Origin of the sequence: Pseudoxanthomonas spadix BD-a59, assembly GCF_000233915.3 — a bacterium.
GTDB lineage: Bacteria > Pseudomonadota > Gammaproteobacteria > Xanthomonadales > Xanthomonadaceae > Pseudoxanthomonas_A > Pseudoxanthomonas_A spadix.
This window is the reverse complement of record NC_016147.2, coordinates 719,246-742,089: the sequence shown is the minus strand read 5'-3', so window position 1 is coordinate 742,089 and position 22,844 is coordinate 719,246. Positions and strand designations below refer to the sequence as shown.

Below are 22,844 nucleotides of genomic sequence, written 5' to 3'. Positions count from 1 at the left end.
TGTGGTCGACGTTTGCTGGACCCAGTACCAAAGCACCGGGCAGGTAAATGCCTGGTTGGTTTGCAAGACGGGGGGGCATTTAGCCTCGATTTCTAAATGAAGAGGAGAACGAAAATGGCTTTACTTAATAGAATGGACTGGTATGACATCGCCAGGACGACCAACTGGTCGCCAAAATACGTGACGGATCTGCAACTCTTCCCGCTGGAAATGGCTGGTGACTATGGCCTGCCCCAGGAGGCATGGGAAAAGTACGATGAGCCGTACAAACAAACCTATCCCGAGTACGTCAAGATCCAGCGCGAGAAAGACGCAGGGGCTTACTCTGTCAAGGCAGCGCTGGAGCGCTCCAAAATTTTCGAGAACTCGGATCCGGGCTGGAAGTCGGTGATCAAGGCCCACTATGGGGCGTTTCCGAGACTTGAATATGCAGCGGCCAGCGCCGAGGCGCGCATGATGCGCTTTTCCAAGGCACCGGGCATGCGCAACATGGCAACCCTTGGTTGCCTGGACGAAATCCGCCACGGGCAGATCCAACTCTACTTCCCGCACGAGCATGTGTCGAAAGACCGGCAAATGGATTGGGCGCACAAGTCCATCGATACCAACGAGTGGGCCATGATCGCATCGCGTCATTTCTTTGACGACATTATGATGACGCGCGATGCCATCAGTGTGTCGATCATGCTGACTTTCAGCTTTGAGACGGGCTTCACCAACATGCAGTTTCTTGGCCTTGCGGCAGACGCCGCCGAGGCGGGTGACCACACATTTGCCAGTCTGATTTCCAGCATCCAGACCGATGAGTCTCGGCACGCCCAGATCGGTGGTCCGGCCTTGCAGGTGCTGATCGCAAATGGCCAGAAGGCCACGGCCCAGAAGAAAGTGGACATCGCTTTCTGGCGTGCCTGGAAGTTGTTCGCGGTCCTGACCGGTCCGATGATGGACTACTACACGCCGCTGGAGCATCGCAAGCAGTCGTTCAAGGAGTTCATGGAAGAGTGGATCGTGGCTCAGTTCGAGCGCGCTCTGACCGATCTCGGACTGGATCTGCCCTGGTATTGGGATCACTTCCTGGAAGAGCTGAGTCAGACACACCATGGCATGCATCTTGGCGTCTGGTTCTGGCGACCCACCGTTTGGTGGAATCCGGCAGCGGGCGTCACGCCGACCGAGCGCGACTGGCTGGAAGAAAAGTATCCCGGCTGGAACGACACTTGGGGCCAGTGCTGGGACGTGATCATCGACAACGTGGTCGACGGCAACATGGCCATGACCTATCCCGAGACGCTGCCCATGATCTGCAACATGTGCAACCTGCCTATCAACAACACGCCGGGCAACAAGTGGAACGTCAGGGACTTCCCGCTCGAATACAAGGGCCGCCTGTACCACTTCGGTTCCGAGCAGGATCGGTGGTGCTTCGAACAGGAACCGGAACGGTATGCCGGCCACCTGAGCCTGGTCGACCGCTTCCTGGCCGGCATGATCCAGCCGATGGACCTGGGTGGCGCCTTGAACTACATGGGCCTGGCGCCGGGCGAAATTGGCGACGACGCGCACAACTATGCGTGGGCAGAAGTCTACAGAGCAATGCGCGCTGCCAAGAAGGCCAGCTGAAACGCGTCGGCGCTGACTGCCGACTCAACGATTGACCTGATACCGGAGACGAAAATGGCTTTGTTCCCCCTGAGTTCGAATTTTGAAGGCGACTTCGTGCTGCAACTGCTGCCGGTCGATACCGAGAACACCATGGATGAGGTAGCGGCGGCTGCCGCCCATCATTCGGTGGGCCGGCGCGTCAAGGCGCGACCGGGGCAGATTCTTCGTGTGCGCAAGCAGGGCAGCGAGGATTTTCTACCGCGCACCATGAAGGTAGCGGAAGCGGGCTTCAAGCCTACCGAAACCATCGAGATCATCTGGGAAGCCCCAAGACATTGAGGAACCACACGCATGACATTCAAGAAAGTGTGCGCCATCGACGACCTCTGGGAAGGTGAAATGGGGTCATTCGAGGTCGACGGGCAAGAGATCTTGCTGGTGTGCGCCGAGGGCGGCGTGATCAAGGCATTCCAGGGGATGTGTCCGCATCAGGATATTCCCTTGGCCGAAGGCAAGTTCGACGGCAAGACGGTGATCTGCCGGGCACACCTTTGGCAGTTCGATGCCTGTTCGGGCAAGGGTATCAACCCCTCCGACTGCGCGTTGGCCGAGTACCCGATCAGGGTCGAGGGCGAGGATATTCTGGTGCAAACCGAGGGTGTCGAGCCCTTGTTTGCACATACCTGAAATGGGTGCATAAAAAACGAGGAGACAGTAATGAGCGATGCCAATGCAATTGTCAGCAAACATGGCAACAACCGGGTCGGCCCGGTGATGCGAGCGGGGGAGCTGGCCATGGCCGTGGTCGAGGCGGCCAGGGAAGACAATCCGGACCGGGAGATACGGGTCGACGACAAACGCGCCTACCTGCGCATCGACACCGATGACGAGTTGGTTTTGAAGCGGGAGACGATTGAGCGCGCGCTGGGGCGTCCGTTCAAGATGAACGACCTGGAAGTCGATCTGAGCTCCTTCGCCGGACGGATCGAGACGCTGCCTGACCGGGTGCGATTTTACTTCACCAAACACGTCTGAAATGCAGCCCTGGCCGATGCCCCGGCAACAACCAATCCATACCGGAGACAGATCATGTCAGAAGTTCAAGTATTGAAGCCGCTCAAGACCTGGAGTCATTTGGCAGCACGCCGCCGCAAACCGAGCGAATACGAGATCGTCAGCGCCAACCTGCATTACAACAACCGCGACGCCAACGCGCCGTATGAGCTCGATCCCGATATGCCCATGAATCGATGGGTCAAGAAAAATACTTTTGGCAGCCCGCTCAGGCATGACGACTGGAATGCCTTTCGCGATCCGGATGAGGTGGTTTACCGCAGCTACAACATGATGCAGGACGGCCAGGAGAACTATGTCTTCGGGCTGTTTGATCAGTTCAACACCCGTGAACATGACAAGTCGCTTGCCCCGCGCTGGGCCGGGACGCTGGCGCGGATGTACACGCCGGCACGCTACCTGTTTCACACGGTGCAGATGGCTTCAGCCTACGTCGGTCAGATGGCGCCATCCAGCACCATCACCAACTGCAATTATTTCCAGATGGCAGATTCATTCCGCTGGTTAAGTCACACCGCGTACCGCACCAGGGAACTTTCGCTGACTTTCCCCGACAAGGGTTTTGCTGCCGAAGAGCGCGATTACTGGGAAACCGATGCAGTATGGCAGGGCTTGCGGGAATTGATGGAAAATGTTCTTGTGACCTGGGACTGGGCCGAAGCTTTTGTGGCGCTGAACCTGGTCGCCAAGCCGGCCATCGAGGAGGCCGTACTCCGCAAGCTCGGCGAGTCAGGGCGCCACAATGGCGACACGCTGCTGGGCATGTTGACAGACGCCGAGTTGCTTGATGCCGAACGCCACCGCCGCTGGGCTTCAGCCCTGGTAAAAATGGCGCTGGAGACCGAAGGCAATGCTGAAGTTCTCAGAGGCTGGATCTCCAAATGGGAGCCGTTGGCGGACGTTGCCATCGAGAAGTTCTGTGCTGCCCTGCCGGATATGCCCCATGCCGCTGCCGACGCGAAGGCCGCCACGCGCAGGTTCCGCGGTTCGCTGGGCATCTGAAGCCCCACGTGCCCCTGCGGCAACGCGACTGACCAGCACACTGCCCGTCCGCACCCTTCCATGGGTGCGGTGGCGGCGCACATCCTGCGGAGCACCATCACATTGAGTCATGCAATCCATATTGACGGCAGCCCGACCTGCTTTGTTCAGGCCGGGGGCGACACCGTGTTGCGTGCTGCGCTGCGGGCCGGACTGGGATTTCCGTACGAGTGCAATTCGGGCGGTTGCGGTACTTGCAAGTTCGACATTGTCGGCGGCGAAGTGCACGTGCTCTGGCCCGAGGCACCCGGGCTGACGGAACGCGATCGGCGCAAGGGCCGGCAACTGGCCTGCCAATGCGTGGCGACCGGAGAACTGGCGATCAAGGTGCGTACCGATCCGGAGTATGTGCCGCGGATTTTGCCGCGGCGCCACCGCGCGCGATTGATCGCGACCGCCGATGTGACACACGACATTCGCGAGTTCCGTTTCGCCACCGAAAATGCAGCCGAATTTCTTGCGGGGCAGTACGCAAGCCTGGTGATCGGTGGCGTCGATGCGCCGCGGGCTTACTCCATGTCCAACCTGCCCAATGAGCAGGGAGAGTGGCACTTCCAAATCCGCAAGGTACACCAGGGGCAGGCCACGACCCGGCTGTTTCATGCCTTGCAGATCGGCGACGAAGTCGAAATCGACGGTCCATACGGGCTCGCTTATCTCAGGGAAGACAACCCGCGCGACATTGTCTGCATCGCTGGCGGCTCTGGCCTCGCGCCCATGGTGTCGATCACGCGGGCAGCGGCGGCGGCTGGCCTGCTCGGCACCAGGAAACTACATTTCTTCTATGGCGGCCGCACGCCGAGCGACCTGTGCGGTGAGCCGTTCCTGCAGGAGCTCGCGGGCTTTGGCGATGCCATCGTGTACCACTGCGTGGTCTCCGATGGCGCCAGCGCCAAGGCCATTGACTGGAGTGGCAACGTGGGCTTCGTCCATGAATGGCTGCCACGGTTGCTGGGCGGAGACCTGGCCCGGCACGAGTTCTATTTCGCGGGGCCACCGCCCATGACCCAAGCCATCCAGGAAATGCTGATGGTGACCCACCGCGTCCCCTTCCAGCAGATCCACTTCGACCGGTTCTTCTGAAACATTCACCAGAAGGAGACACCATGAAGGCAGCCGTCTATTACGGGCCGGAACAGATCCGGGTCACCGACATTCCCGACGCCACCATCCAGCAAGACCACGAGCTGCTGGTCAAGGTGACAGCCACCTCGATATGCGGCTCCGACCTGCACCTCTATCGTGGTGCGCTCGACCCGATCATGGACAAGGGCAAGTCGCAAACCGGCCATGAACTCATCGGTGAAGTGCTTGCCGCCGGCAAGTCGGTCGGGCGCTTTCGCAAGGGTGATCGCGTGAGCATGGCCTATTCCTGCTCCTGCGGCCATTGCTACATGTGTGAGGTAGGGCAGACGGCGCACTGCGAAACGACGCAGAAGGCGGTGTACGGTTTCGGCGTTCCCTTCGGCAACATGAATGGCACCCATGCCGAGGCGATGGTGATCCCGCACGCCGATGCCCACACCATCCTGGTGCCTGGGGAGATTGCCGATGATGCAGCGCTGACACTGTCGTGCAACCTGCCATCGGCCATCGTCGCCAACAAGCTGGCTGATATTCAGCCCGGGGAGTCGGTGGCACTGGTGGGTTGCGGGCCGACCGGCATGATGGCGCTGGACATCGCGCTGCAGCGTGGACCCGGGCGCATGGTGGTCATCGACAGGGTGCCTCATCGGCTGGCTCTTGCGCGCACGAAGGGCGCGACAGCCATCGACGCATCGCAAACCGACTGGAAGGAGCAGGCCACGGCCCAGTGCGGTGGACGCGGCTTCGACAAGGTGATCGAGGTGGTGGGCTATCCCGAAACGCTGCAGATGTGCCTGGACATCGTGCGCCCCGGGGGAACGGTGGCGGCCATCGGCGTATTCACCGATGGCATCTTCAACCTCAACCTGGCCGACGTGTTCCTGCGCGACATCACGCTGCACATGAATGGCTTCGCCAACGTGCAGCCCTTCATGTGGGAGGGCCTGAGAATGCTGGAGCTTGGCGTGATCAAGCCGCAAGCGTACTTCTCGCACACCTTTGCGCTCACGGATGTGGACAAGGCCTACGCGACCTTTCACCGCAAGTCCGATGGCGCAATGAAGATGCTGATCCGTCCCTGACGCGCCCCCCCCCCAACTGGCTCGCTTTCGATGCTGGTGTTGGCCATATTCATGTATTGACGGCGACGTTTCAGAGCACCCATTTGCAAATGCGCGGCGCACCTCGCCCCAGGCTTGCCCACGGCAACACGCGCGTAGTGCAGAGCTCTTCGCGGCCCGTAGGGAAGATCTGAGCAATCTCCCATTGGCGACAACGATTCTGAGGTAGGGGACCGGCGCCGCGAGCTGCGGGGACGGCGCCATCGTCGTCTCCTCCGGCTTCCCGCCCGGCGGACCCCGAGGTGACGCGCGCCTGCCTCGCACGGCTGCGTTCAGCCTTGCGCGCTCCCTGAGCTATCCCCATGGGATGACTGGGACGGGGAGCCTTCCGGCAGGAGGCAGGCCGCTTGGAACTATGCGTAAACAATGCATATAATGTGCGCGTACTCTTTATCTATGGGAGCAACGCCATGGTCTCTACCGCTTTCGCAGATGTGCTCGAGTCGGTGCGTGAGGCCGGCACGTCCCGCTTTTCCGCCACGAACGTCGCCGATGCCCTGGGCCTGCAGTACCAGGATCTGGCCACCCTGGCCGGGGTGCACCGCAACACCCTGCGCACCCATCCCGAATCCCCGCGACTGCAGGCCGCGCTGCGTGAGCTGATGCGCGTGCTGTCGGCCGCCACGGTGGTGCAGCCGGATACCGCGCGTGCGTTCTTCATGGTCAAGAACGAACCCATTCCGGCGTTCCACCACAAGACCCTGCTGCAGTTGGTGCAGGAAGGACGCACCGACGATGCGATCGACTACCTGGAGTCGATCAGTGCAGGGTTCACCGGGTGATCCTCCTCGACCTGCCGCCCGGCGCCACGCTGTTTCGTGCGCACACTCCACAGTGGGCCAGCCGGCCCACCAGTGGTGCCGGTGCAGCGGCCAAGGGCGGTCGCTTCAATCGAGAAGGCGTCGAGGCGCTGTATCTATCACTGGAGGAAGTGACCGCGTTACGCGAGTACCAGCAGACCTCGCCCTTCCTGCCGCCCTGCACGATGTGCTCGTATACCGCGAACTTGCGCGGACTGGTCGATCTGCGGCAGCTCCACCACGGCGAGCCCTGGGACGAGCTGTGGCACGACTGGCGCGAGGACTGGCGCCACCTGAAATTCGACCTTCACATCGAGCCGCCCACCTGGGTGCTGGGCGACATGGTGCTGGCCCAGGGCCACACAGGCATCCTGTTCCCCAGCCAGGCGAACGATGGCGGCACCAATGTCATGGTGTTCGTGGATAGGCTCAGAGATGGCAATTCGGTCGAGGTCAATGATCCCGACGGGCGACTGCCCCGCGACCAATCCAGTTGGACGCGCTGACCCCACCGCGCAGACTCGTGCTCCACCCTTCGGCCCGCCGCCGAGCTATCCCCAGGGGATAGCCGGTACAGCCAGCCTTCCGGCAGCGAACAAACCGGGCACATATGGGCTGCGGTTTGTTGACTGACGGCCTTCCGGCCGATGCCGATGCTGGCGCCTCGCTCCCTTACCGCGAGTCGTCACCCATGGCCAATGAACCCCTGCAACTGAATCTCGGATCGCTGCGCAGCGCGATGTCGCTGACGCTGCACACGCATCACGCTTCGCGCATCTGGCACGGCCGGGCGCCGACCGAAGGACGCGCCGGCATCATTGGCCTCAACGGCTTCATCAGCGCGATGAACAACAAGATGAAGCGCGGCGCCCTCTGTCGATGCATCATCCGCGCCGGGATCCGCAAGGTCAGCGCCGGTACCGCCATGGCCCATCGCGGCAGGTCCCATCGCCGGCATCGACTCGCCGGCATGGAGGGCATCGTCGTGTCCGGATCGCTGCAGGGGCGACGCGGCAGAGCCTGCCCCGGCGACCTCATGCGCGCCGTGCCTGCCACGTGCCAGCTGCGTGCGCGTGGACGCTGCACGAACCCGACGCCATTGGCGATCAGGCTCGCACGCAGCAGCACACGCAGCGGCAGCGAAAAAGCTCACACTCCTACTCCATCGCGAAGTTGAGCAGCCCGTGTTCAGCAATGGTGAACGTTGGACGTCGGGCTAAGGTGTCCCGCCAACGGGTGGCGGTGGATCAAGTGTGGCAGCTCCCGCAGCAGCCGCTGTCCTTCTCCGTCGCCCCATCATTGCCGAGGACCCGGTAGCCCTCGTCCTCGATCGCTGTGCGAACGCGCGTCTCGTCCGCGACGCCATCGACCTCGACGGTGCCGGCCGCGATGTCTACACGGGCGGTGCCGCCGAGCGCGGCGACGGCGCGGGTGATCGCGCGCTCGCAGTGGCTGCAGGTCATGCCTTCGACATTGAATTTCATGAGGCGTTCTCCTCCCCGGCCCGATGCCGGTCGAGACAGAGCATCCGGCTTGCCCCAATGGGAAGGTCAAACCCGTCGCCGCAGCGCGTATGGAAACGTTCAGCTGGGACACCCTGTTGACCTTCCCATGATGGCAAGCTCGACGCTGCACCTGTCCGAACTGCCAAAGGTGCACGATGAACGCCATGACCTCCCCGCCCGCCCCGGGCTCGAGCCTGCGTGTCCCGATCGAAGGCATGACCTGCGCCTCATGCGTGGGGCGCGTGGAACGCGCGCTTTCCCGCCTTCCCGGCGTCGCGACCGCGCAGGTGAACCTCGCCACCGAGGTGGCCGAAATACAGGGCGCCGCACCACTCGACCTGGCCACCATCAGCCGAGCCGTCGAAGACGCCGGCTACCGCATCGGGACCCGCACGGTCGACCTGGCGGTCGATGGCATGACGTGCGCTTCGTGCGTGGGACGGGTGGAACGGGCGCTCAAGCGGGTGCCGGGCGTGTTCGACGCCACCGTCAACCTGGCCACCGAGCGCGCTGCAGTGACCGCAGCCGCAAGCGTGGAGGATGCGGCGCTCATCCGGGCGATCACCGATGCCGGCTATTCGGCCAAGCGTCCGGCGGCGAGTGACACCGAAGGGCAGCCGCCGGAGGCCGCGGCCGGGTCGTTCGGCATGAGCCGCGAAGCACGCCACCTGCTGATCGCCGCCCTGCTCTCGCTGCCATTGGCCGCGCCGATGGCCGCGCTGCTCTGGGGCGAGCACTGGATGCTCCCGGGGTGGATCCAGTGGGCCCTGGCGACGCCGGTGCAGTTCTGGCTGGGCGCGCGGTTCTACCGCGCGGCGTGGAAGTCCGTGCGCGCGGGCACCGGCAACATGGATCTGCTGGTCGCACTGGGCACCAGCGCCGGCTATGACCTGAGCGTCTACCACCTGCTGCAGCCGGCGCTCGACCACGGCATCCGGCCGCTCTATTTCGAAGCGTCGGCGGTGATCATCACGCTGATCCTGCTCGGCAAGTTCCTGGAGGCGCGCGCCAAGCGGCAGACGACCGAGGCGATCCGCGCGCTGCAGGCGCTGCGCCCGAGTACCGCCCGCGTGCGTCGCGGCGATCAGGACGTGGACGTCCCACTGGCCGAAGTGCGCGTGGGCGAGACGGTCGTCGTGCGCCCGGGCGAGTGCTTCCCCGTCGACGGGCGCATCGTCCAAGGCCGGACCCACGCCGACGAATCGCTCATTACCGGGGAATCGCTCCCCGTGGCCAAGGTCGAGGGCGACCGGGTCACCGGCGGCGCAGTCAATGGCGAAGGCCCGGTGCTGGTCGAGACGCTCGCCGTAGGGGCCGAGTCCGCCCTCGCCCGTATCATCCGTCTGGTCGAGGACGCCCAGGCCAGGAAGGCCCCGATCCAGCGTGTGGTCGACCGGGTCAGCGCGGTCTTCGTGCCGGTAGTGATTGCGATCGCGCTGGTGACGTTGCTCGCGTGGGGCCTGATGGGCGGCGACTGGACGCAAGCCATCCTCAATGCCGTCGCGGTGCTCGTCATCGCCTGTCCGTGTGCACTGGGGCTGGCCACTCCCACCGCGATCATGGCCGGCACCGGGGTCGCCGCCCGCGCGGGCATCCTGATCAAGGACGCCGAGGCGTTGGAGAGGGCACACGAGATCGGCGTGGTCGCCTTCGACAAGACCGGCACCCTGACCCGCGGCACGCCGGTGCTGGTGGAGGCCGTCCCCGCCAATGGCAATGCATCGCAGCTGCTGAGTCTGGCGGCGAGCCTGCAGGCCGGCAGCGAACATCCCCTCGCCCATGCGGTGCTCGAGGCTGCCGCCGGCCTGCCGCGGGTGGAGATGAGGTCGGCACGCGCGGTCGCCGGACGCGGAATGGAAGCCGAGCTCGGCGGTCAGCGGGTGCTGCTGGGCTCGGAGGCGATGATGCGCGAGGCCGGCATCGACCTCGCGCCGCTCGCGGACCGGGCCGACGCCATGCGCAACCAGGGGCACACGATCTCGTGGCTCGCGCGTGGCACCGGCACTGAAAAAACGCTGGCGGGATTGCTGGCGTTTCGCGACGAACCCCGGCCCGAGGCGCGATCGGCGGTGGCTCGCCTGCATGCCCTTGGCGTGCGCACGGTGATGATCTCCGGCGACAACGAGGGCGCAGCGCGCTCGGTCGCACGCCTGATCGGCATCGATGAGGTGCGCGCAAACGTCCTGCCTGCGCAGAAGGCCGAAGCGGTGATGGCGCTGCGCGGGGGGGCGACGGTGGCGATGGTCGGCGATGGCATCAACGACGCGCCAGCGCTCGCTGCGGCGGATGTCGGCATCGCGATGGGGACTGGCACGGACGTCGCGATGCACGCCGCCGCCGTGACCCTGCTGCGGCCGCAGCTCACGCTGGTGGCCGATGCGATCGACATCTCGCGCCGCACGACCCGCAAGATCCACCAGAACCTGTTTTGGGCCTTCGGCTACAACGTGATCGGCATCCCGCTCGCTGCCTTCGGTCTGCTCGACCCCGTCATCGCTGGCGCTGCCATGGCCTTCTCCTCGGTCAGCGTGCTGGCCAATACCCTGCTGCTGCGTCGCTGGGCTCCCGCCACGCAGGTCGAATCGGAGACTGCCCATGACCCGCAGACCGCCCAAGCCTGAGCTCGGCCAATCCCGTGAGCAGGGGCTGCACAACATCGGCGAGGCGTCGGCGCTTGCAGCGGTGAGCGCCAAGATGATCCGCCACTACGAGTCGATCGGGCTGATCCCGGAACCGCCCCGCACGTTCGCCGGCTACCGCCTCTACAGCGACTCTGACGTGCAGCGCCTGCAGTTCATCAAGCGCGCGCGCACGCTGGGCTTCTCGACCAAGCAGATCAAGGAACTGCTGAGCCTATGGGACGACCGCGGCCGGGCGAGCGCGGACGTCAAGCGCCTCGCCAAGGCCCACGCAGCCGAACTTGCGCAAAGGGTCAAGGAGATGCAGGCCATGCAGCGCGCGCTCGAGACGCTGGTGCACAAGTGCCAAGGCGATGACCGGCCCGGCTGCCCGATCCTCGATGACCTCGCGCAGGCCAAAAAAGCGCACTGATTGATCAGCCGAAGGTAAGCGCGTCGCGGCAAGTTCCCTACCGGCTCGATGTGCTGCCCAAGCAGCGGCCGGGGTGGCAGGGGCCGGCACCTCGCGCAGGGCAGATTCTGACCATGGCCGGGTTCTGGCGGCTGCGAACAGCAGCCGCGGCACCAGTGCTTCCAGATCGAATCTGCGGCTGAACCTCCACATGGCCTCGGCGAGGTAGCGCTGAGCATCCTTGGCAATTTGAAGGTGTCATGCAATAGCGCGCTATTACGCCGACGACTGCGTTGCGTCGCGATTCATCCTCGCGAGCGGAATGCGCACGCGCATGCACAACCCGCGTCCGCCGGGGGCATCGTCCAGCTCGATGCGCGCACGGTGCATCTGCGCCACCCGCTGCACGATCGACAGCCCCAGCCCGTAGCCGTCGCCGCGCCCGCCCGGCTCGCGATGAAAGCGGGCGAACACCTCGTCGCGACGCTCGGGCGCGATGCCGGGGCCGTTGTCGATCACCTCGATCACCGCCGTGTCGGCCTGCCGTTCCAGCCGCAACTCCACGGCGCCACCTCGCGGCACGTGGCGCAGCGCGTTCTCCACCAGGTTGCGCAGCAGTGCGGCGAGACCGGCGGCGAAGCCCTCGACCACCAGCGGCTGCGGCGGCAGCGACAGCGACAGTTCCACGTTCCAGTCGGCGATCGGCTGCGCGAGCTCGTCGATCACCTCCATCGCGATCTCGCGCAGATCCACCCGGGCGTGCGCCGCCGCGGCGCCGGCCTCGATGCGGGCCAGCGCCAGCAACTGCTCCACCCGCCGCGCCAGCATGGTGAGCGCCTGCTGGGTCTGCGACAACGCCAGCTCGGTGTCGGCGCGATCGTGGCTGCCGATCGCCGTTTCCACGTTGATCAGGCTGGTGGTGATCGGCGTGCGCAGCTCGTGCGCCACGTCGGCACTGAAGCGGCGCTCACGCTCCAGCGCGTCCTCCAGCCGGGCCAGCTGGTCGTTGAGCGCGGCGATCATCGGCTGCAGTTCGGGTGGCAGCTGCGCCAGGTCGACCGGCTCGCGGCTGCCCGGCGCGCGGCGGCGCAGCGTATCGGCGAGGCGGTCGAGCGGACGCAGGCCGCGGCGCACCGCCCAGCCCACCAGCATCGCCACCAGCGGCATGCCCAGCAGCAGCGGCAGCGCGTGATCCAGCCACAGCGCGCGGGTGATGTCGTTGCGGCTGTCGTAGCGCTCGCCGGCGAGGATGGTGATGCCCAGCGCCGGATCGCGCAGGGTGTAGGTGCGCCAGTGCATCGCATCGAGCACCAGCTCGCCGAAACCTTCCGATGGCACGGCCACGCGCGGCACATCGGCGAAGTTGGCCGACTCCAGGCGCACCGCGCCCGAGGCATCGGTGACGCGGAAGCCGACCTCGGTCTCCACCTCGTGGCCGGCCGCCGGGATGGTCAGCCGCGGCGGCGCGAATGCCGCGCGGTCCGCGCGCTCACGCAGCGCATCGATGCCCGCCTCGCGCACCAGCAGGTCGACCGTGCGCGCCGACTGCGCCAGGCGGCCGTCCGACAGCTCGTTCACCTCCACCACCGTGGCGCGGAAGCTGATGATGCCCAGCGGTACCAGCACCACCGCCAGCGTCGCGATGACCAGCCAGCCCAGCCGCCAGCGCAGGCTCGCCGCGCTCACTGCGGCTCCCGCGGCAGCATGTAGCCGAAGCCGCGCACGGTGCGCACGGTGTCGGCGCCCAGCTTGCGCCGCAACGAATGGACCAGCACCTCCAGCGCACCGCGACCGACCACGTTGTCCAGCCCGTAGATGGAGTTCTCCAGGTGTTCGCGGCGCACGATCTGTCCGGCACGCTCCATCAGCTGCTGCAGCAGGGCGAACTCGCGGCGGGTCAGCTCGATGGGCTCGTCGCGAAAGCGCACCTCGGCGCTGGCCAGGTCCAGCGTGAGCGCGCCGGCCTCGATGCGGTTGACCGCGCGGCCGTGCTGGCGGCGCATCAGCGAGCGGATGCGCGCGGCCAGCTCGTCCAGGTGGAACGGCTTGACCAGGTAATCGTCGGCGCCGGCATCAAGCCCCTTCACGCGTGATTCGAGCCCGTCGCGGGCGGTCATCACGATCACCGGGGTGTCGACGTGGTCGCGCCGCGCGGTGGTGAGCACCTCCAACCCGTCGCGACCGGGCAGGCCCAGGTCCAGCAGCACCAGGTCGGCGCTGCGATCGGCCAGCGCCGCGCTGGCGCTGCGGCCGTCGCGCAGCCAGGTGACGGTGTAGCTCAGGCGCTCCAGCGCACGCTGGATCGCTGCGCCGAGCTGGGCGTCGTCTTCAACCAGGATGATGTGCACGCCGTTGGCTCCTTCGCTTGCCGCTTCCCCATGATGACCGCGTCGGCTTGGCGCAACCTTACGTCGCGCCCGCCTGCGATGGCCGACGCCGCACCTAAGCTGGGGCAAAGGCGCCGCTGCCATCATCGCGGTTTGCCGCGGCGTGGTGCAGGCTGTACCGCGCCCGTCGAGCCGTCCGCTTGAGAGAGCTTCATGCATCGATGCCGCATCGCGCGATCCGGTCGCCGCCTGGCCCCTGCCGCCCGCCTCGTCCGCGGCGTGTCCGCGCTGGCGCTCGCCCTGCTGGCCGGTTGCGCCACGTATCGCCCGTTGCCGCTGCCATCCGGAGACGGTGCCCGCAGCGTCGGCCAGCTCAGCGCGCCGCTGTCGGCGCGGGCGTGGCTGCCGGCGCATCGCTTCGATCCCGCCGACGGGCTGGACGTGACCGAGCTGGCCATCTTGGCCGTGGCCAACAACCCGGACCTGCGCAGCCGCCGCGATGCACTGGGCGTGGCGCGCGCGCAGGCGTTCGCCGCCGGCCTGCTTCCGGACCCGCAGCTCGGGCTGGCCGCGGACTTTCCCCGCAGCAACGCGGCCGACCTCACCACCGCGTACAGCGCGGGCATCAGTGCCGATCTCGGCGCCCTGCTTACCCGCTCCACCCGCGTCGCCGCCGCGCGCAGCCAGGCGCAGCAGGTGAACCTCGAACTGCTGTGGGCCGAATGGCAGACCGTGGCGCAGGCGCGATTGCTGTTCGACCAGGTGACCACACTGCAGGCGCGGCAGCTTCGGCTGCAGCACGAGCGCGACGCGCTGGCGCCACTCGCCGCGCAGGTGCAGACCGCGCTGCGCGCCGGCAATCTGACCCACGATGCCGCCAGCGCCGGGCTCAACGCCCTCGCCGACGTGCGCCACCGCCTCGACGACACCACCGTGGCGCTGCATCAGGCCGTGGCCGATCTGCACGGCCTGCTGGGGCTGGCGCCGGCTGCGCCGATCGATCTGGTCGGCCCGCCGTGGCAGGCCGATCCGTCGCCGGCGTCCGTGCAACGCGCGCTGGACGCGCTGCCGCAGCGCCGGCCCGACCTGCTCGCCCTGCAGGCGGGCTACGCCTCGCAGGAGGCGAGCCTGCGCGGTGCCATCCGCGCGCAGTTCCCGGCGATCAGCCTGGGCTTCAACACCGCGCGCGACACCAGCGCGGTCTACACCCACGGCGTCACCCTGGGCATCACGTTGCCGCTGTTCGACCGCAACCGCGGCAACATCGCGATCGCCACGGCGACCCGCCAGCAGCTGCGCGACGACTACGCCGCGCGCGTGCTCGCCACGCGCACCGACATCCGCCGCCTCACCGACGACCTCGCCACGCTGACCCGCGCCGCCGCCGCGCAGGACCGCCACGCCCGCGCGCTGGCGCAGGCGCGCCGCGCCGCCGAGGCCGGCTGGCGACTCGGCGAGCTGGACTGGCCCACCTACCTGACGATCCGCGCCAACGCGCTCGGCGCCGACCTCGACCGACTCGACCTGCGCCAGCGGCGGGCCACCGCGTCCATCGCGCTGGGCGCCCTGCTCGGCAGCACCGACCTCACCCCCGCTTCCGCACGAGCCGACACGCCATGATGCCCACCCGCGCCGCGCCGACTTTCCGCCTGCTGCCGCCGCTGCTGCTAGCCGCCCTGCTCGCCGGATGCGGCGGCGGCAGTGCCGATGACGATGCCGCACCGCCCGCCCGCGGCGTGGTCGCGGTCACCACCATGGCGCCCAGGCAGCAGGTCTTCCATGACACGGTGGAGGCCTGGGGCAGCGCGATCGGCGATCCGCAACGCGCCCGCGTGATCAGCCTCGGCCACGGCGGCCAGCTGCAGGCGCTGAAGGTGAGCACCGGCCAGCGCGTGCACCGCGGCGAACCGCTGCTGGTGATCGCGCCCGACCCGGCCGCGCGCAGCACCTACCAGCAGGCGCAAAGCGCGGCACAGCTGGCGCGCAGCGAACTGGCACGCACCGCGCAGATGGCCGGCCAGCGGCTGGCCACGCAATCGCAGCTGGCCGCCGCGCGCAAGGCACTGGCCGATGCCGAGGCCGCGCTGGCCGCGCAGCGCGCACTCGGCGGTGGCAGCGCCGAGGAAACCGTCGTGGCACCCGCCGACGGCGTGGTCACCGCCATCAGCATCGGCCAGGGCGAGCGCTTCGCCGCCAACGCACCGCTGCTCACCTTCACCCCGGATCAGGCGCTGGTCGCCGAACTGGGCGTGCAGCCGCCCGACGGCAGCAAGCTGCGTCCCGGCATGGCGGTACGCCTGCACGGCGTCTACGGCAATGCGCCCGCGCTCGACGGCACGCTGGCAGTGATCGGCGCCGCGGTCGATCCGCACAGCCACCTGCTGCCGGCGCGGGTCAGCCTGCCGGCGCCGGCCAGCGCCACGCTGATGGCCGGCGCGCCCCTGCAGGCCACCATCGAGACCCGCGACGTCACCGCCTGGGCGGTGCCGCGCGACGCCGTGCTGCATGACGCGCGCGGCGACTACCTGTTCCAGCTCGACCACGGCAAGGCCCGGCGCGTGGATGTGACCCTGCGCAGCCCCGACGGCGATCCGGTGGGCGTGCTCGGGCCGCTCGACGCGAAGACCCCGGTGATCGTGCAGGGCGTGTACGAACTCCACGACGGCGACGCCGTGCAGGAGTCGGCGCGGTGAATCTCTCGCTCTGGATGCAGCGGCACCGGCGCTCGCTGCTGTTTCTCGCCCTGATGCTGGCACTCGGCGGCAGCGCCAGTGCGCTCCTGATGCCGGTGGCACTGTTCCCCAACGTGGCGTTTCCGCGGGTGCAGGTGACCCTGGATGCGGGCGACCGCCCGGCCGACCAGATGGCGATCGAGGTGACCACGCCGGTGGAAGAGGCGGTGCGCCGCGTGCGTGGCGTGCGCAGCGTGCGTTCCACCACCAGTCGCGGCAGCGCCGACATCGCGGTCACCTTCGACTGGGGTGCGGACATGGCCGCCGCGTTGCAGCAGGTCAACGCAGCGGCCGGCCAGGTGCTGCCGCAGTTGCCCAGGGGTACCCGGTTGAGCACGCGGCGGATGGATCCGACCACGTTTCCGATGCTGGCCTACAGCCTGCGCTCGCACACCGTCTCGCCCAGTGCACTGCATGAGCTGGCCGAATACCAGTTGCGTCCGCTGCTCAGCGGCATCAACGGGGTCGGCCAGGTCAAGGTGCAGGGCGGCGAGGTGGCCGAGTTCCACGCCGACGTCGATCCGGACAAGCTGCGCGCACTCAACCTCAGCCTGGCCGAGGTGACGGCCGCGGTAACCCGCGCGGCGACCATCCAGGCGATGGGACGGCTGTCCGACCACTACAAGCTGTACCTGCTGCTGGCCGACAACCAGCCCACCACGCTGGCCGCGCTGCGCGACATCGTGCTGCGTGCCGACTCCCGGGGCGTCGTGCGCCTGGGCGACGTGGCACGGGTGAGCCTGGACCACGTGCCACAGTGGATCCGGGTCAACGCCGATGGCCAGAACGCGGTGCTGCTGCAGGTATACCAACAACCCAACGGCAACAGCGTGCAGATCGCCAAGGATGTGCGCAAGCGGCTGGCCGACTTCGCCCCGCAGATGCCCGACGGCGTGCGGATCGCCAGCTGGTACGACCAGACCCAGCTGGTCACCGGCGCGGCGGCAAGCGTGCGCGACGCAATCCTGATCGGCATCGTGCTGGCAGGGCTGGTGCTGTTCGTGTTCCTGCGCAACACGCGGGTGATCCTGATCGCGATGATCGTGGTGCCGGCAGTGCTGGCGATCACCGTGCTGCTGCTGTACGTGCTCGGGATGAGCTTCAACATGATGACGCTGGGCGGCATGGCCGCGGCGGTGGGACTGATCATCGACGACGTCATCGTCATGCTGGAGTACATCATGCGCCGGCTTGGCGGCGACGACGGGAGCCGCATCCACGAGCGCATCGCCGGCGCCGCGTGGGAATTCACCCGCCCGTTGACCGGCTCCAGCGCAGCCACGGTGATCATCTTCCTGCCGCTGGCATTCCTTTCCGGGGTCACCGGCGCGTTCTTCAAGGCGCTGTCGCTGACCATGGCCAGCGCGCTGATCATTTCCTACCTGCTGACCTGGATCGCGGTGCCGCTGCTGGCCGAACGCTTCCTCGACAAGCGCCACCGCTCCGAGCATCCGCCCGGCCGCTTCACCCAGCACATGATGGCCGGCTACGAGCGCACCCTGCAGACCTGGCTGAAGCGCCCGCTGCTGGTGCTGCTGCTGGTGCTGCCGCTGCTGGCGCTGGGTGGTTTTGCCTATACCCGGGTGGGCACCGGCTTCATGCCGAAGATGGACGAGGGCGGCTTCATCCTCGATTACCTGTCCCGTCCCGGCACCTCGCTGGAAGAGACCGACCGCCTGCTGCGCCAGGCGGAAGTGATCATCCGCGCCAATCCCTACGTGGACACCTATTCCCGCCGCACCGGCCTGCAGCTGGGCGGCGGCCTCACCGAGGCCAACCAGGGCGACTTCTTCGTGCGCCTGAAGAGCGGCTCGCGGCCGTCCACCGAACAGGTCATGGAGCAGATTCGCACCCAGGTCGAACAGAGGGTGCCGGGGCTGGATATCGAACTGTCGCAGTTGATGGAGGATCTGATCGGCGATCTGGTGGCCGTGCCGCAGCCGATCGAGGTGAAGCTGTTCAGCGACAACGCCACGCAACTCGATGCCACCGCGGCCAAGGTGGCCAGCGCGGTCGGCAAGATCAACGGGGTGGTCGGGGTGCGCAACGGCATCAACCCGGCCGGCGACGCACTGACCGTGCAGGTGGATTCGGCCAAGGCGGCGCTGCAGGGGCTCGATCCGGTCAGCGTGACCGACCAGGTGGCGGCCGCCATCGACGGCACCGTGGCGGCACGCCTGCCCGAGGGCAGCAAGGTGGTGGGCGTGCGCGTGCGTCTGCCGGAAGGCTCGCATCAGCAGTTGGAGCAGGTCGCGGCACTGCCGATCCGCGCGGCCGATGGCCACCTGCTGCCGCTGTCGCAGGTGGCCACGCTCAAGCAGGTGCAGGGCCAGCCCGAGATCAACCGCGAAAATCTCAAGCGCATGGTCGCGGTGACCGCGCGCCTCAGCGGGCGCAGCCTGGGCTCGGCGATTGCCGACGTGAAAAAGGTGATGTCCCGCAAGGGCCTGCTGCCCAAGGGCATGTATTACGAGCTTGGCGGCGTGTACAAGCAGCAGCAGCAGGCGTTCCGCGACCTAACCATGGTGATGCTGGCGGCGATCGCGCTGGTATTCACCCTGCTGCTGTTCCTGTACGAAAGCTTCCGCGTGGCGCTGGCGATCATGGCGATGCCGCTGCTGGCGTTGCCGGCGGTGTTCATCGGGCTGTGGCTCACCGGCATCGAGCTCAACATCTCCGCGATGATGGGCATGACGATGATCGTGGGCATCGTCACCGAAGTGGCGGTGTTCTACTTCTCCGAACTGCAACAGGGCGCCGGCGACGATGCGCAGCGCGATCTGCCGCTGCACGATGCGCTGCAACGCGCCGGCCGGCACCGCACGCGGCCGATCCTGATGTCCACCATCGCCGCCATGCTCACCCTGCTGCCGCTGGCGCTGGCGATCGGCCAGGGCTCGCAGATGCAGCAGCCGCTGGCGGTGGCGATCATCGCCGGCCTGCTGGTGCAGGTGCCACTGGTGCTGCTGGTGATGCCGGTGCTCTACGCGCGCCTGCGCCGGCGCGAGCAGGACAAGGTGGCGCAAGCATGAACGGTCCCCCAGCAGGCCGCCGCATCGCGTACGGGCATAAGGGCCAACTAAGCGCCTGCGCACATGCTGACGTTGCCGAACGCCGAACGGCGCCCGGCCTACCGTCATCAAATGTCTGGAGACACTCATGCGTAAATTGTTGTTGGTCGCCTCGTCGCTTGCCCTGTCCGTCGCCGCGTTTTCGGCCATGGCCGGCAACACCGAAAAGCTTGCCGCACAGGCCCACGTCAGCATGGCCCAGGCGCGCGCCATCGCCCTCGAGACCTCGCCCGGCAAGATCGTCAAGGAAGAGCTGGAGAAGGAGCCCGGTGGCAGCGGCCTGCGCTATTCGTTCGACATCAGCGCCGGCGGCGTGGTGCACGAGATCGGCGTGGATGCCAAGGACGGCAAGGTGCTGGAGAACGCGATCGACGACGGCAAGGACTGAACCGGCGCGGGCCGACCAGCCCGCCGCCGTGGCCCAGCCACGGCGGCGTGTTTCATCCGGCCCCACGGGGTCCACCGAAGGCGCTTGCCCATGAAGCCATCCCCGCGTTACCTGCTGACGATTTCCCTGCTCAACCTGACATCATTCGCCCCGATGGCCCGCGCCGCCGCACCCGCCGCCGACATGCGTGTGCTGGCACGCCTGCCGCAGGGCGGCCCCGGCGGCTGGGACTAGCTGTCCGTGGATGCCGCACACCGGTATCTGTTCGTCAGCCGCGGCAACCGGGTGGTGGCCCGAGCTGCGCCTGCCGCCTGCCGCGATAGCTGCGCAGCCGCTGCAACAGCTTTGGCAGCTCGGCCATGCGCAGGAACGGGTTGTGGTTGACGGGCGGCAGCGGCAGCGCCACCACATCGAAATCGGATGCAGGGTTCTGCTCCAGGCCTGGCACGACCACCAGCGCGTAGCGGAACAGTTGGTTGAACCACCTCCTGACCTTCCCGGCGACCGATAGCGCCCTGCGCTTTTCGATCCTGGCGATCACCTCCAAGAGGTCGGGACGCTTGATCTCATGGATCGAGCGCTTGCCCAAGGTGGGCAGCACATCCCTGTCGAAGATGCGCGGAAGTATTGAGAGGGTCGTCTGCCGGCCTTCCTTGAGGCTGAGCCCGCAATGCGCGAGCCAACTGCGATACACCGCATCGAAGGTGTTCTCGTGGGCGAGCTGGACAGCGGCGCGCTTGTGCTTGCGGTGAACGCGAGGATTGATGCCTCTGGCCAGCAGGGCGCGCGCTTCGTCGCGCAGGCGGCGGGCCTCGCGAAGCGTCACCTCCGGGTAGGTGCCGAGCGATATCCGCTTCTGCTTGCCCGCCCAGTAGTAGCGGAAGTGCCAAGTCCTGCCCCTGCAGCCGTGACGGCCAGGGAGAGACCATCCAGGTCGGTGACGGTGTATGCCTTGCCAGTTGCCTTGGCCTGCCGAACGGCCAGGTCTGACAGTGCCATGCTCTTGCTCCTGAGCATGAGTCAGGAACCAGATGCTGGTCACGTCGACCTCGCCCCTCCATCCACAATCCGTAAATCAGCCGCGCCCGCAAAAATGGACTTGTTTATGGACTTAGAAGTCCCGGCCGTAGGCGGATCGCAGTGGACCACGGCAGAACGTCCAGGAGAGGAAAAGTCCTTGTGTGGCAATGACTTGCAGACTCTCTTGGACTTCTGCACAAGTCCGCAGAATGATGCAGTGGAGCGGGTGAAGGGAATCGAATTTGACCCCTAAGTGGTTGAGTTAAAACGATTCTCTTGAGTACCCGCGCTCGATATGGACTATCGACTGGACTAGTTTAAACCACCTGCCAAAAACCGGGCAACGCACTCGTCCGGCGAGAACTAGCCACGGCTACAGACAGCTATGTTCGACACAGGCTCGACGACACCTGCCGAGCGTCGCTGGCTTCATGCCGAAGCCCCTCTTAGAAGCTCTGCTACTGGCTGCAGAGTAAAGCGTTACTTGTTCCACGTCTGCCCTCAACACAATTCCCATTTGGTCTATCAGCAGACTGGGCAAGTCTGCTCATCCGAATTTGGCCCAGTTCCGAGCCTCCGCTCAAGACGAACGGGACTGTGTAACTGACCTGATAGACCGGCAAGAGAACAACGCATGCGTAACGGGTCTTGTCACGGCTCGCCGCCTACATGACCCTCGCGTACATGACAGTGGTGTGACTGGCCGCCTGTCGCTCCTGGGGCTCAGCGCCAGCATCCACCATAGCGGCCAGCCCCCGCCAGCCCTGGCAATGGCTCGGTCGTAGGCAATTCACATCCTACTGCCAGCGGGGTTGAGTGCAACCCCTTCGGCGCGGTTGATCGCGATCCGTCCGGCAGCGTGGCTCGACATCGAACCACGTCGAGTTGCGATCTTCTACGCACCGCCCGATGGCTGGGCACTGAGGAGTCTTCGATGAGGTAGCGGCGGCTGGGAGACAGCGACATGCAAAGGACTTCATTGTCGGCCGTGTACTACCGGCCCATCGACGCTGCTATCCGATGGGCCGGGCTGTTCCGGTTTAGGGACGAGATCCTGGCAACCGTACGATCACGGAGGTTGCCAGCGACTCTGGATTGCCCTCGTTGCAACGAGCTACGCCTGTGCACCGATCGCATCTACGATGCGATCATTCATGGCGAATTGCCCTACGGGCAAAACGGCATCACGATGCACGACGAGTCCTTATGGGATTCGCCCGACCTCACCATTCGCCATGTCGACCTCAAGCGCTGGATGGCTCACACCTATCCGGGCCAACGACCAGCATTTCTCTTCTCCCGTGCCGAGCGAGTTGTCCATCCGGTCATCACGGTCGAGGCCGGCCAGGCCCTCCTGGTGGAGCGCGAGGCTCTGAAGTCTCAACTGGATCTGTGCCGGCACCAAGTGCAGGCGCTGCAAGACCAACTGAAGAAGCAGGACGCGCCTACTGCCTCCTGCGCGCTTTGTCCGCTCAGCGATCGAGCCGAGGCGACCTATTTGAACATCGTCGGCGCATTGCTGGAAGTGATGCTCGGGCACACGCCGTCTGGAACTCCTTACTCCCGCTTCACCAGCCAGGAAGCGGTGATCAGCGCCCTGATCGCGCACCACGGGAATCTCATGGGCATCGCCGAGCGGACGCTGCAAGCCAAGTTTGCTCAGGCACGCCGGAAGCTGCGATCGGCCAACTGACAGCAATGCAAGCCCGTATCTGCGGTCGCGGAAACCGCATTTGCGGTGGTTATCCTCGTCTTGGTCTATTCAATTACGAGTCACCCTAACAAGCGCACCTGAGCGCTAAGGAGTGACTCCATGTCGGAGGAAACACCCCTCCCGCTCCCCGCGGTCGAGCATCGCATCCTGCGTCGCGACGAAGTTGAAGCCAAGACTGGATTCAAGCGCGCGCACCTCTACAACCTGATGAGAGCCGGCAAGTTCCCGAAAGCCATTCGCCTCGGGATTCGTGCCGTCGGTTGGGATTCACTCGAAGTAGAGCAGTGGATCGCCGAGCGCCGAAAACAGCGCGTCTGAACTCGCCCTTCACCC

The 22,844-nt window shown here is 66.2% G+C and carries 21 protein-coding genes and 3 pseudogenes; 19 read left to right on the top strand and 5 right to left on the bottom strand.

All coding sequences use genetic code 11. From position 1 onward, the window contains the following. Positions 1 to 114: 114 nt before the first annotated feature. The 10 genes and pseudogenes from DSC_RS03315 to DSC_RS15955 all read left to right on the top strand — a co-directional run. The gene (locus tag DSC_RS03315; RefSeq protein WP_043290371.1) at positions 115 to 1,620 is read left to right on the top strand and encodes an aromatic/alkene/methane monooxygenase hydroxylase/oxygenase subunit alpha; all 1,506 of its coding nucleotides are present in this window, start codon (positions 115 to 117) and stop codon (positions 1,618 to 1,620) included. A 54-nt stretch (positions 1,621 to 1,674) separates the two neighbouring features. Beyond that, the gene (locus tag DSC_RS03310; protein WP_014159710.1) at positions 1,675 to 1,941 is read left to right on the top strand and encodes a toluene-4-monooxygenase system B family protein; all 267 of its coding nucleotides are present in this window, start codon (positions 1,675 to 1,677) and stop codon (positions 1,939 to 1,941) included. 12 nt (positions 1,942 to 1,953) lie between these two features. Then, positions 1,954 to 2,289, top strand: coding sequence for a monooxygenase system ferredoxin subunit (locus tag DSC_RS03305; protein WP_014159709.1), 336 nt, complete (start codon positions 1,954 to 1,956; stop codon positions 2,287 to 2,289). Positions 2,290 to 2,319: 30 nt separating this feature from the next. Beyond that, entirely contained in the window at positions 2,320 to 2,637 is a 318-nt protein-coding gene (locus tag DSC_RS03300) for an MmoB/DmpM family protein (protein ID WP_014159708.1), read from the top strand. Between the two features lie 54 nt (positions 2,638 to 2,691). Next, positions 2,692 to 3,678 carry an aromatic/alkene monooxygenase hydroxylase subunit beta gene (locus DSC_RS03295; RefSeq protein WP_014159707.1) on the top strand — a complete coding sequence of 329 codons (987 nt, stop codon included), beginning with the start codon at positions 2,692 to 2,694 and terminating at the stop codon, positions 3,676 to 3,678. 60 nt (positions 3,679 to 3,738) lie between these two features. After that, a complete protein-coding gene (locus DSC_RS03290; protein ID WP_014159706.1) occupies positions 3,739 to 4,800 on the top strand; it encodes a 2Fe-2S iron-sulfur cluster-binding protein in 1,062 nt (353 codons plus the stop codon). A 23-nt stretch (positions 4,801 to 4,823) separates the two neighbouring features. After that, positions 4,824 to 5,885 carry an alcohol dehydrogenase gene (locus DSC_RS03285; protein WP_014159705.1) on the top strand — a complete coding sequence of 354 codons (1,062 nt, stop codon included), beginning with the start codon at positions 4,824 to 4,826 and terminating at the stop codon, positions 5,883 to 5,885. A 449-nt stretch (positions 5,886 to 6,334) separates the two neighbouring features. After that, entirely contained in the window at positions 6,335 to 6,706 is a 372-nt protein-coding gene (locus DSC_RS03280; protein WP_014159704.1) for an antitoxin Xre-like helix-turn-helix domain-containing protein, read from the top strand. Continuing rightward, on the top strand, positions 6,703 to 7,230 hold the full coding sequence (locus tag DSC_RS03275) for an RES family NAD+ phosphorylase (protein WP_014159703.1): 528 nt from the start codon (positions 6,703 to 6,705) through the stop codon (positions 7,228 to 7,230). The genes DSC_RS03280 and DSC_RS03275 overlap by 4 nt, the downstream gene beginning before the upstream one ends. Before the next feature lie 185 nt (positions 7,231 to 7,415). After that, a pseudogene (locus tag DSC_RS15955) lies at positions 7,416 to 7,595 on the top strand (AcaB family transcriptional regulator); the annotation flags it as partial. Between the two features lie 376 nt (positions 7,596 to 7,971). Here DSC_RS15955 and DSC_RS03270 read toward each other — a convergent pair. Next, complete coding sequence (locus DSC_RS03270; RefSeq protein WP_014159701.1) at positions 7,972 to 8,208, bottom strand: heavy-metal-associated domain-containing protein; 237 nt, start codon at positions 8,206 to 8,208, stop codon at positions 7,972 to 7,974. A 176-nt stretch (positions 8,209 to 8,384) separates the two neighbouring features. On the opposite strand from DSC_RS03270, the gene DSC_RS03265 reads away from it, so the two are divergent. Then, positions 8,385 to 10,850: a heavy metal translocating P-type ATPase gene (locus DSC_RS03265; protein WP_014159700.1), complete on the top strand. Its 2,466-nt coding sequence runs from the start codon at positions 8,385 to 8,387 to the stop codon at positions 10,848 to 10,850. Beyond that, positions 10,825 to 11,280: a Cu(I)-responsive transcriptional regulator gene (cueR, locus tag DSC_RS03260; protein WP_014159699.1), complete on the top strand. Its 456-nt coding sequence runs from the start codon at positions 10,825 to 10,827 to the stop codon at positions 11,278 to 11,280. Before DSC_RS03265 ends, cueR begins: the two co-directional genes overlap by 26 nt. Before the next feature lie 87 nt (positions 11,281 to 11,367). Here the strand turns inward: cueR and DSC_RS16985 are convergent. From DSC_RS16985 to DSC_RS03250, 3 genes and pseudogenes are all read right to left on the bottom strand, one after another. After that, positions 11,368 to 11,511: pseudogene (locus DSC_RS16985) on the bottom strand (IS1595 family transposase); the annotation flags it as partial. A 24-nt stretch (positions 11,512 to 11,535) separates the two neighbouring features. Continuing rightward, complete coding sequence (locus tag DSC_RS03255; RefSeq protein ID WP_014159698.1) at positions 11,536 to 12,945, bottom strand: ATP-binding protein; 1,410 nt, start codon at positions 12,943 to 12,945, stop codon at positions 11,536 to 11,538. Beyond that, a complete protein-coding gene (locus tag DSC_RS03250) occupies positions 12,942 to 13,607 on the bottom strand; it encodes a response regulator (RefSeq protein ID WP_014159697.1) in 666 nt (221 codons plus the stop codon). The genes DSC_RS03255 and DSC_RS03250 overlap by 4 nt, the downstream gene beginning before the upstream one ends. A gap of 192 nt (positions 13,608 to 13,799) precedes the next feature. Between DSC_RS03250 and DSC_RS03245 the strand changes: the two genes are divergently transcribed. From DSC_RS03245 to DSC_RS16820, 5 genes are all read left to right on the top strand, one after another. After that, positions 13,800 to 15,206, top strand: coding sequence for a TolC family protein (locus tag DSC_RS03245; RefSeq protein WP_014159696.1), 1,407 nt, complete (start codon positions 13,800 to 13,802; stop codon positions 15,204 to 15,206). Continuing rightward, positions 15,203 to 16,279 carry an efflux RND transporter periplasmic adaptor subunit gene (locus DSC_RS03240; RefSeq protein WP_014159695.1) on the top strand — a complete coding sequence of 359 codons (1,077 nt, stop codon included), beginning with the start codon at positions 15,203 to 15,205 and terminating at the stop codon, positions 16,277 to 16,279. The genes DSC_RS03245 and DSC_RS03240 overlap by 4 nt, the downstream gene beginning before the upstream one ends. A 14-nt stretch (positions 16,280 to 16,293) precedes the next feature. Next, on the top strand, positions 16,294 to 19,350 hold the full coding sequence (locus DSC_RS03235; RefSeq protein WP_425476607.1) for an efflux RND transporter permease subunit: 3,057 nt from the start codon (positions 16,294 to 16,296) through the stop codon (positions 19,348 to 19,350). Between the two features lie 127 nt (positions 19,351 to 19,477). Further along, a complete protein-coding gene (locus DSC_RS03230) occupies positions 19,478 to 19,777 on the top strand; it encodes a PepSY domain-containing protein (RefSeq protein WP_043290370.1) in 300 nt (99 codons plus the stop codon). A 90-nt stretch (positions 19,778 to 19,867) separates the two neighbouring features. Next, positions 19,868 to 20,011 (top strand): hypothetical protein, encoded by a 144-nt coding sequence (locus DSC_RS16820; protein ID WP_014159692.1) that lies wholly within the window; start codon positions 19,868 to 19,870, stop codon positions 20,009 to 20,011. A 58-nt stretch (positions 20,012 to 20,069) separates the two neighbouring features. Here the strand turns inward: DSC_RS16820 and DSC_RS03225 are convergent. Continuing rightward, positions 20,070 to 20,776 (bottom strand): annotated as a pseudogene (locus DSC_RS03225) (tyrosine-type recombinase/integrase); the annotation flags it as partial. Positions 20,777 to 21,785: 1,009 nt separating this feature from the next. Between DSC_RS03225 and DSC_RS03220 the strand changes: the two are divergent. Next, entirely contained in the window at positions 21,786 to 22,490 is a 705-nt protein-coding gene (locus DSC_RS03220) for a hypothetical protein (RefSeq protein WP_425476606.1), read from the top strand. A 120-nt stretch (positions 22,491 to 22,610) separates the two neighbouring features. Next, positions 22,611 to 22,829: an AlpA family transcriptional regulator gene (locus DSC_RS15950; RefSeq protein ID WP_014159689.1), complete on the top strand. Its 219-nt coding sequence runs from the start codon at positions 22,611 to 22,613 to the stop codon at positions 22,827 to 22,829. The last annotated feature ends 15 nt before the right edge of the window (positions 22,830 to 22,844 follow it).

Coding starts and splice junctions, on each gene's coding strand:
- DSC_RS03315 (WP_043290371.1), top strand. CDS start 115: ATGGCTTTACTTAATAGAATGGACTGGTATGACATCGCCAGGACGACC.
- DSC_RS03310 (WP_014159710.1), top strand. CDS start 1,675: ATGGCTTTGTTCCCCCTGAGTTCGAATTTTGAAGGCGACTTCGTGCTG.
- DSC_RS03305 (WP_014159709.1), top strand. CDS start 1,954: ATGACATTCAAGAAAGTGTGCGCCATCGACGACCTCTGGGAAGGTGAA.
- DSC_RS03300 (WP_014159708.1), top strand. CDS start 2,320: ATGAGCGATGCCAATGCAATTGTCAGCAAACATGGCAACAACCGGGTC.
- DSC_RS03295 (WP_014159707.1), top strand. CDS start 2,692: ATGTCAGAAGTTCAAGTATTGAAGCCGCTCAAGACCTGGAGTCATTTG.
- DSC_RS03290 (WP_014159706.1), top strand. CDS start 3,739: ATGGGTGCGGTGGCGGCGCACATCCTGCGGAGCACCATCACATTGAGT.
- DSC_RS03285 (WP_014159705.1), top strand. CDS start 4,824: ATGAAGGCAGCCGTCTATTACGGGCCGGAACAGATCCGGGTCACCGAC.
- DSC_RS03280 (WP_014159704.1), top strand. CDS start 6,335: ATGGTCTCTACCGCTTTCGCAGATGTGCTCGAGTCGGTGCGTGAGGCC.
- DSC_RS03270 (WP_014159701.1), bottom strand. CDS start 8,208: ATGAAATTCAATGTCGAAGGCATGACCTGCAGCCACTGCGAGCGCGCG.
- DSC_RS03265 (WP_014159700.1), top strand. CDS start 8,385: ATGAACGCCATGACCTCCCCGCCCGCCCCGGGCTCGAGCCTGCGTGTC.
- cueR (WP_014159699.1), top strand. CDS start 10,825: ATGACCCGCAGACCGCCCAAGCCTGAGCTCGGCCAATCCCGTGAGCAG.
- DSC_RS03245 (WP_014159696.1), top strand. CDS start 13,800: ATGCATCGATGCCGCATCGCGCGATCCGGTCGCCGCCTGGCCCCTGCC.
- DSC_RS03240 (WP_014159695.1), top strand. CDS start 15,203: ATGATGCCCACCCGCGCCGCGCCGACTTTCCGCCTGCTGCCGCCGCTG.
- DSC_RS03235 (WP_425476607.1), top strand. CDS start 16,294: ATGCAGCGGCACCGGCGCTCGCTGCTGTTTCTCGCCCTGATGCTGGCA.
- DSC_RS03230 (WP_043290370.1), top strand. CDS start 19,478: ATGCGTAAATTGTTGTTGGTCGCCTCGTCGCTTGCCCTGTCCGTCGCC.
- DSC_RS16820 (WP_014159692.1), top strand. CDS start 19,868: ATGAAGCCATCCCCGCGTTACCTGCTGACGATTTCCCTGCTCAACCTG.
- DSC_RS15950 (WP_014159689.1), top strand. CDS start 22,611: ATGTCGGAGGAAACACCCCTCCCGCTCCCCGCGGTCGAGCATCGCATC.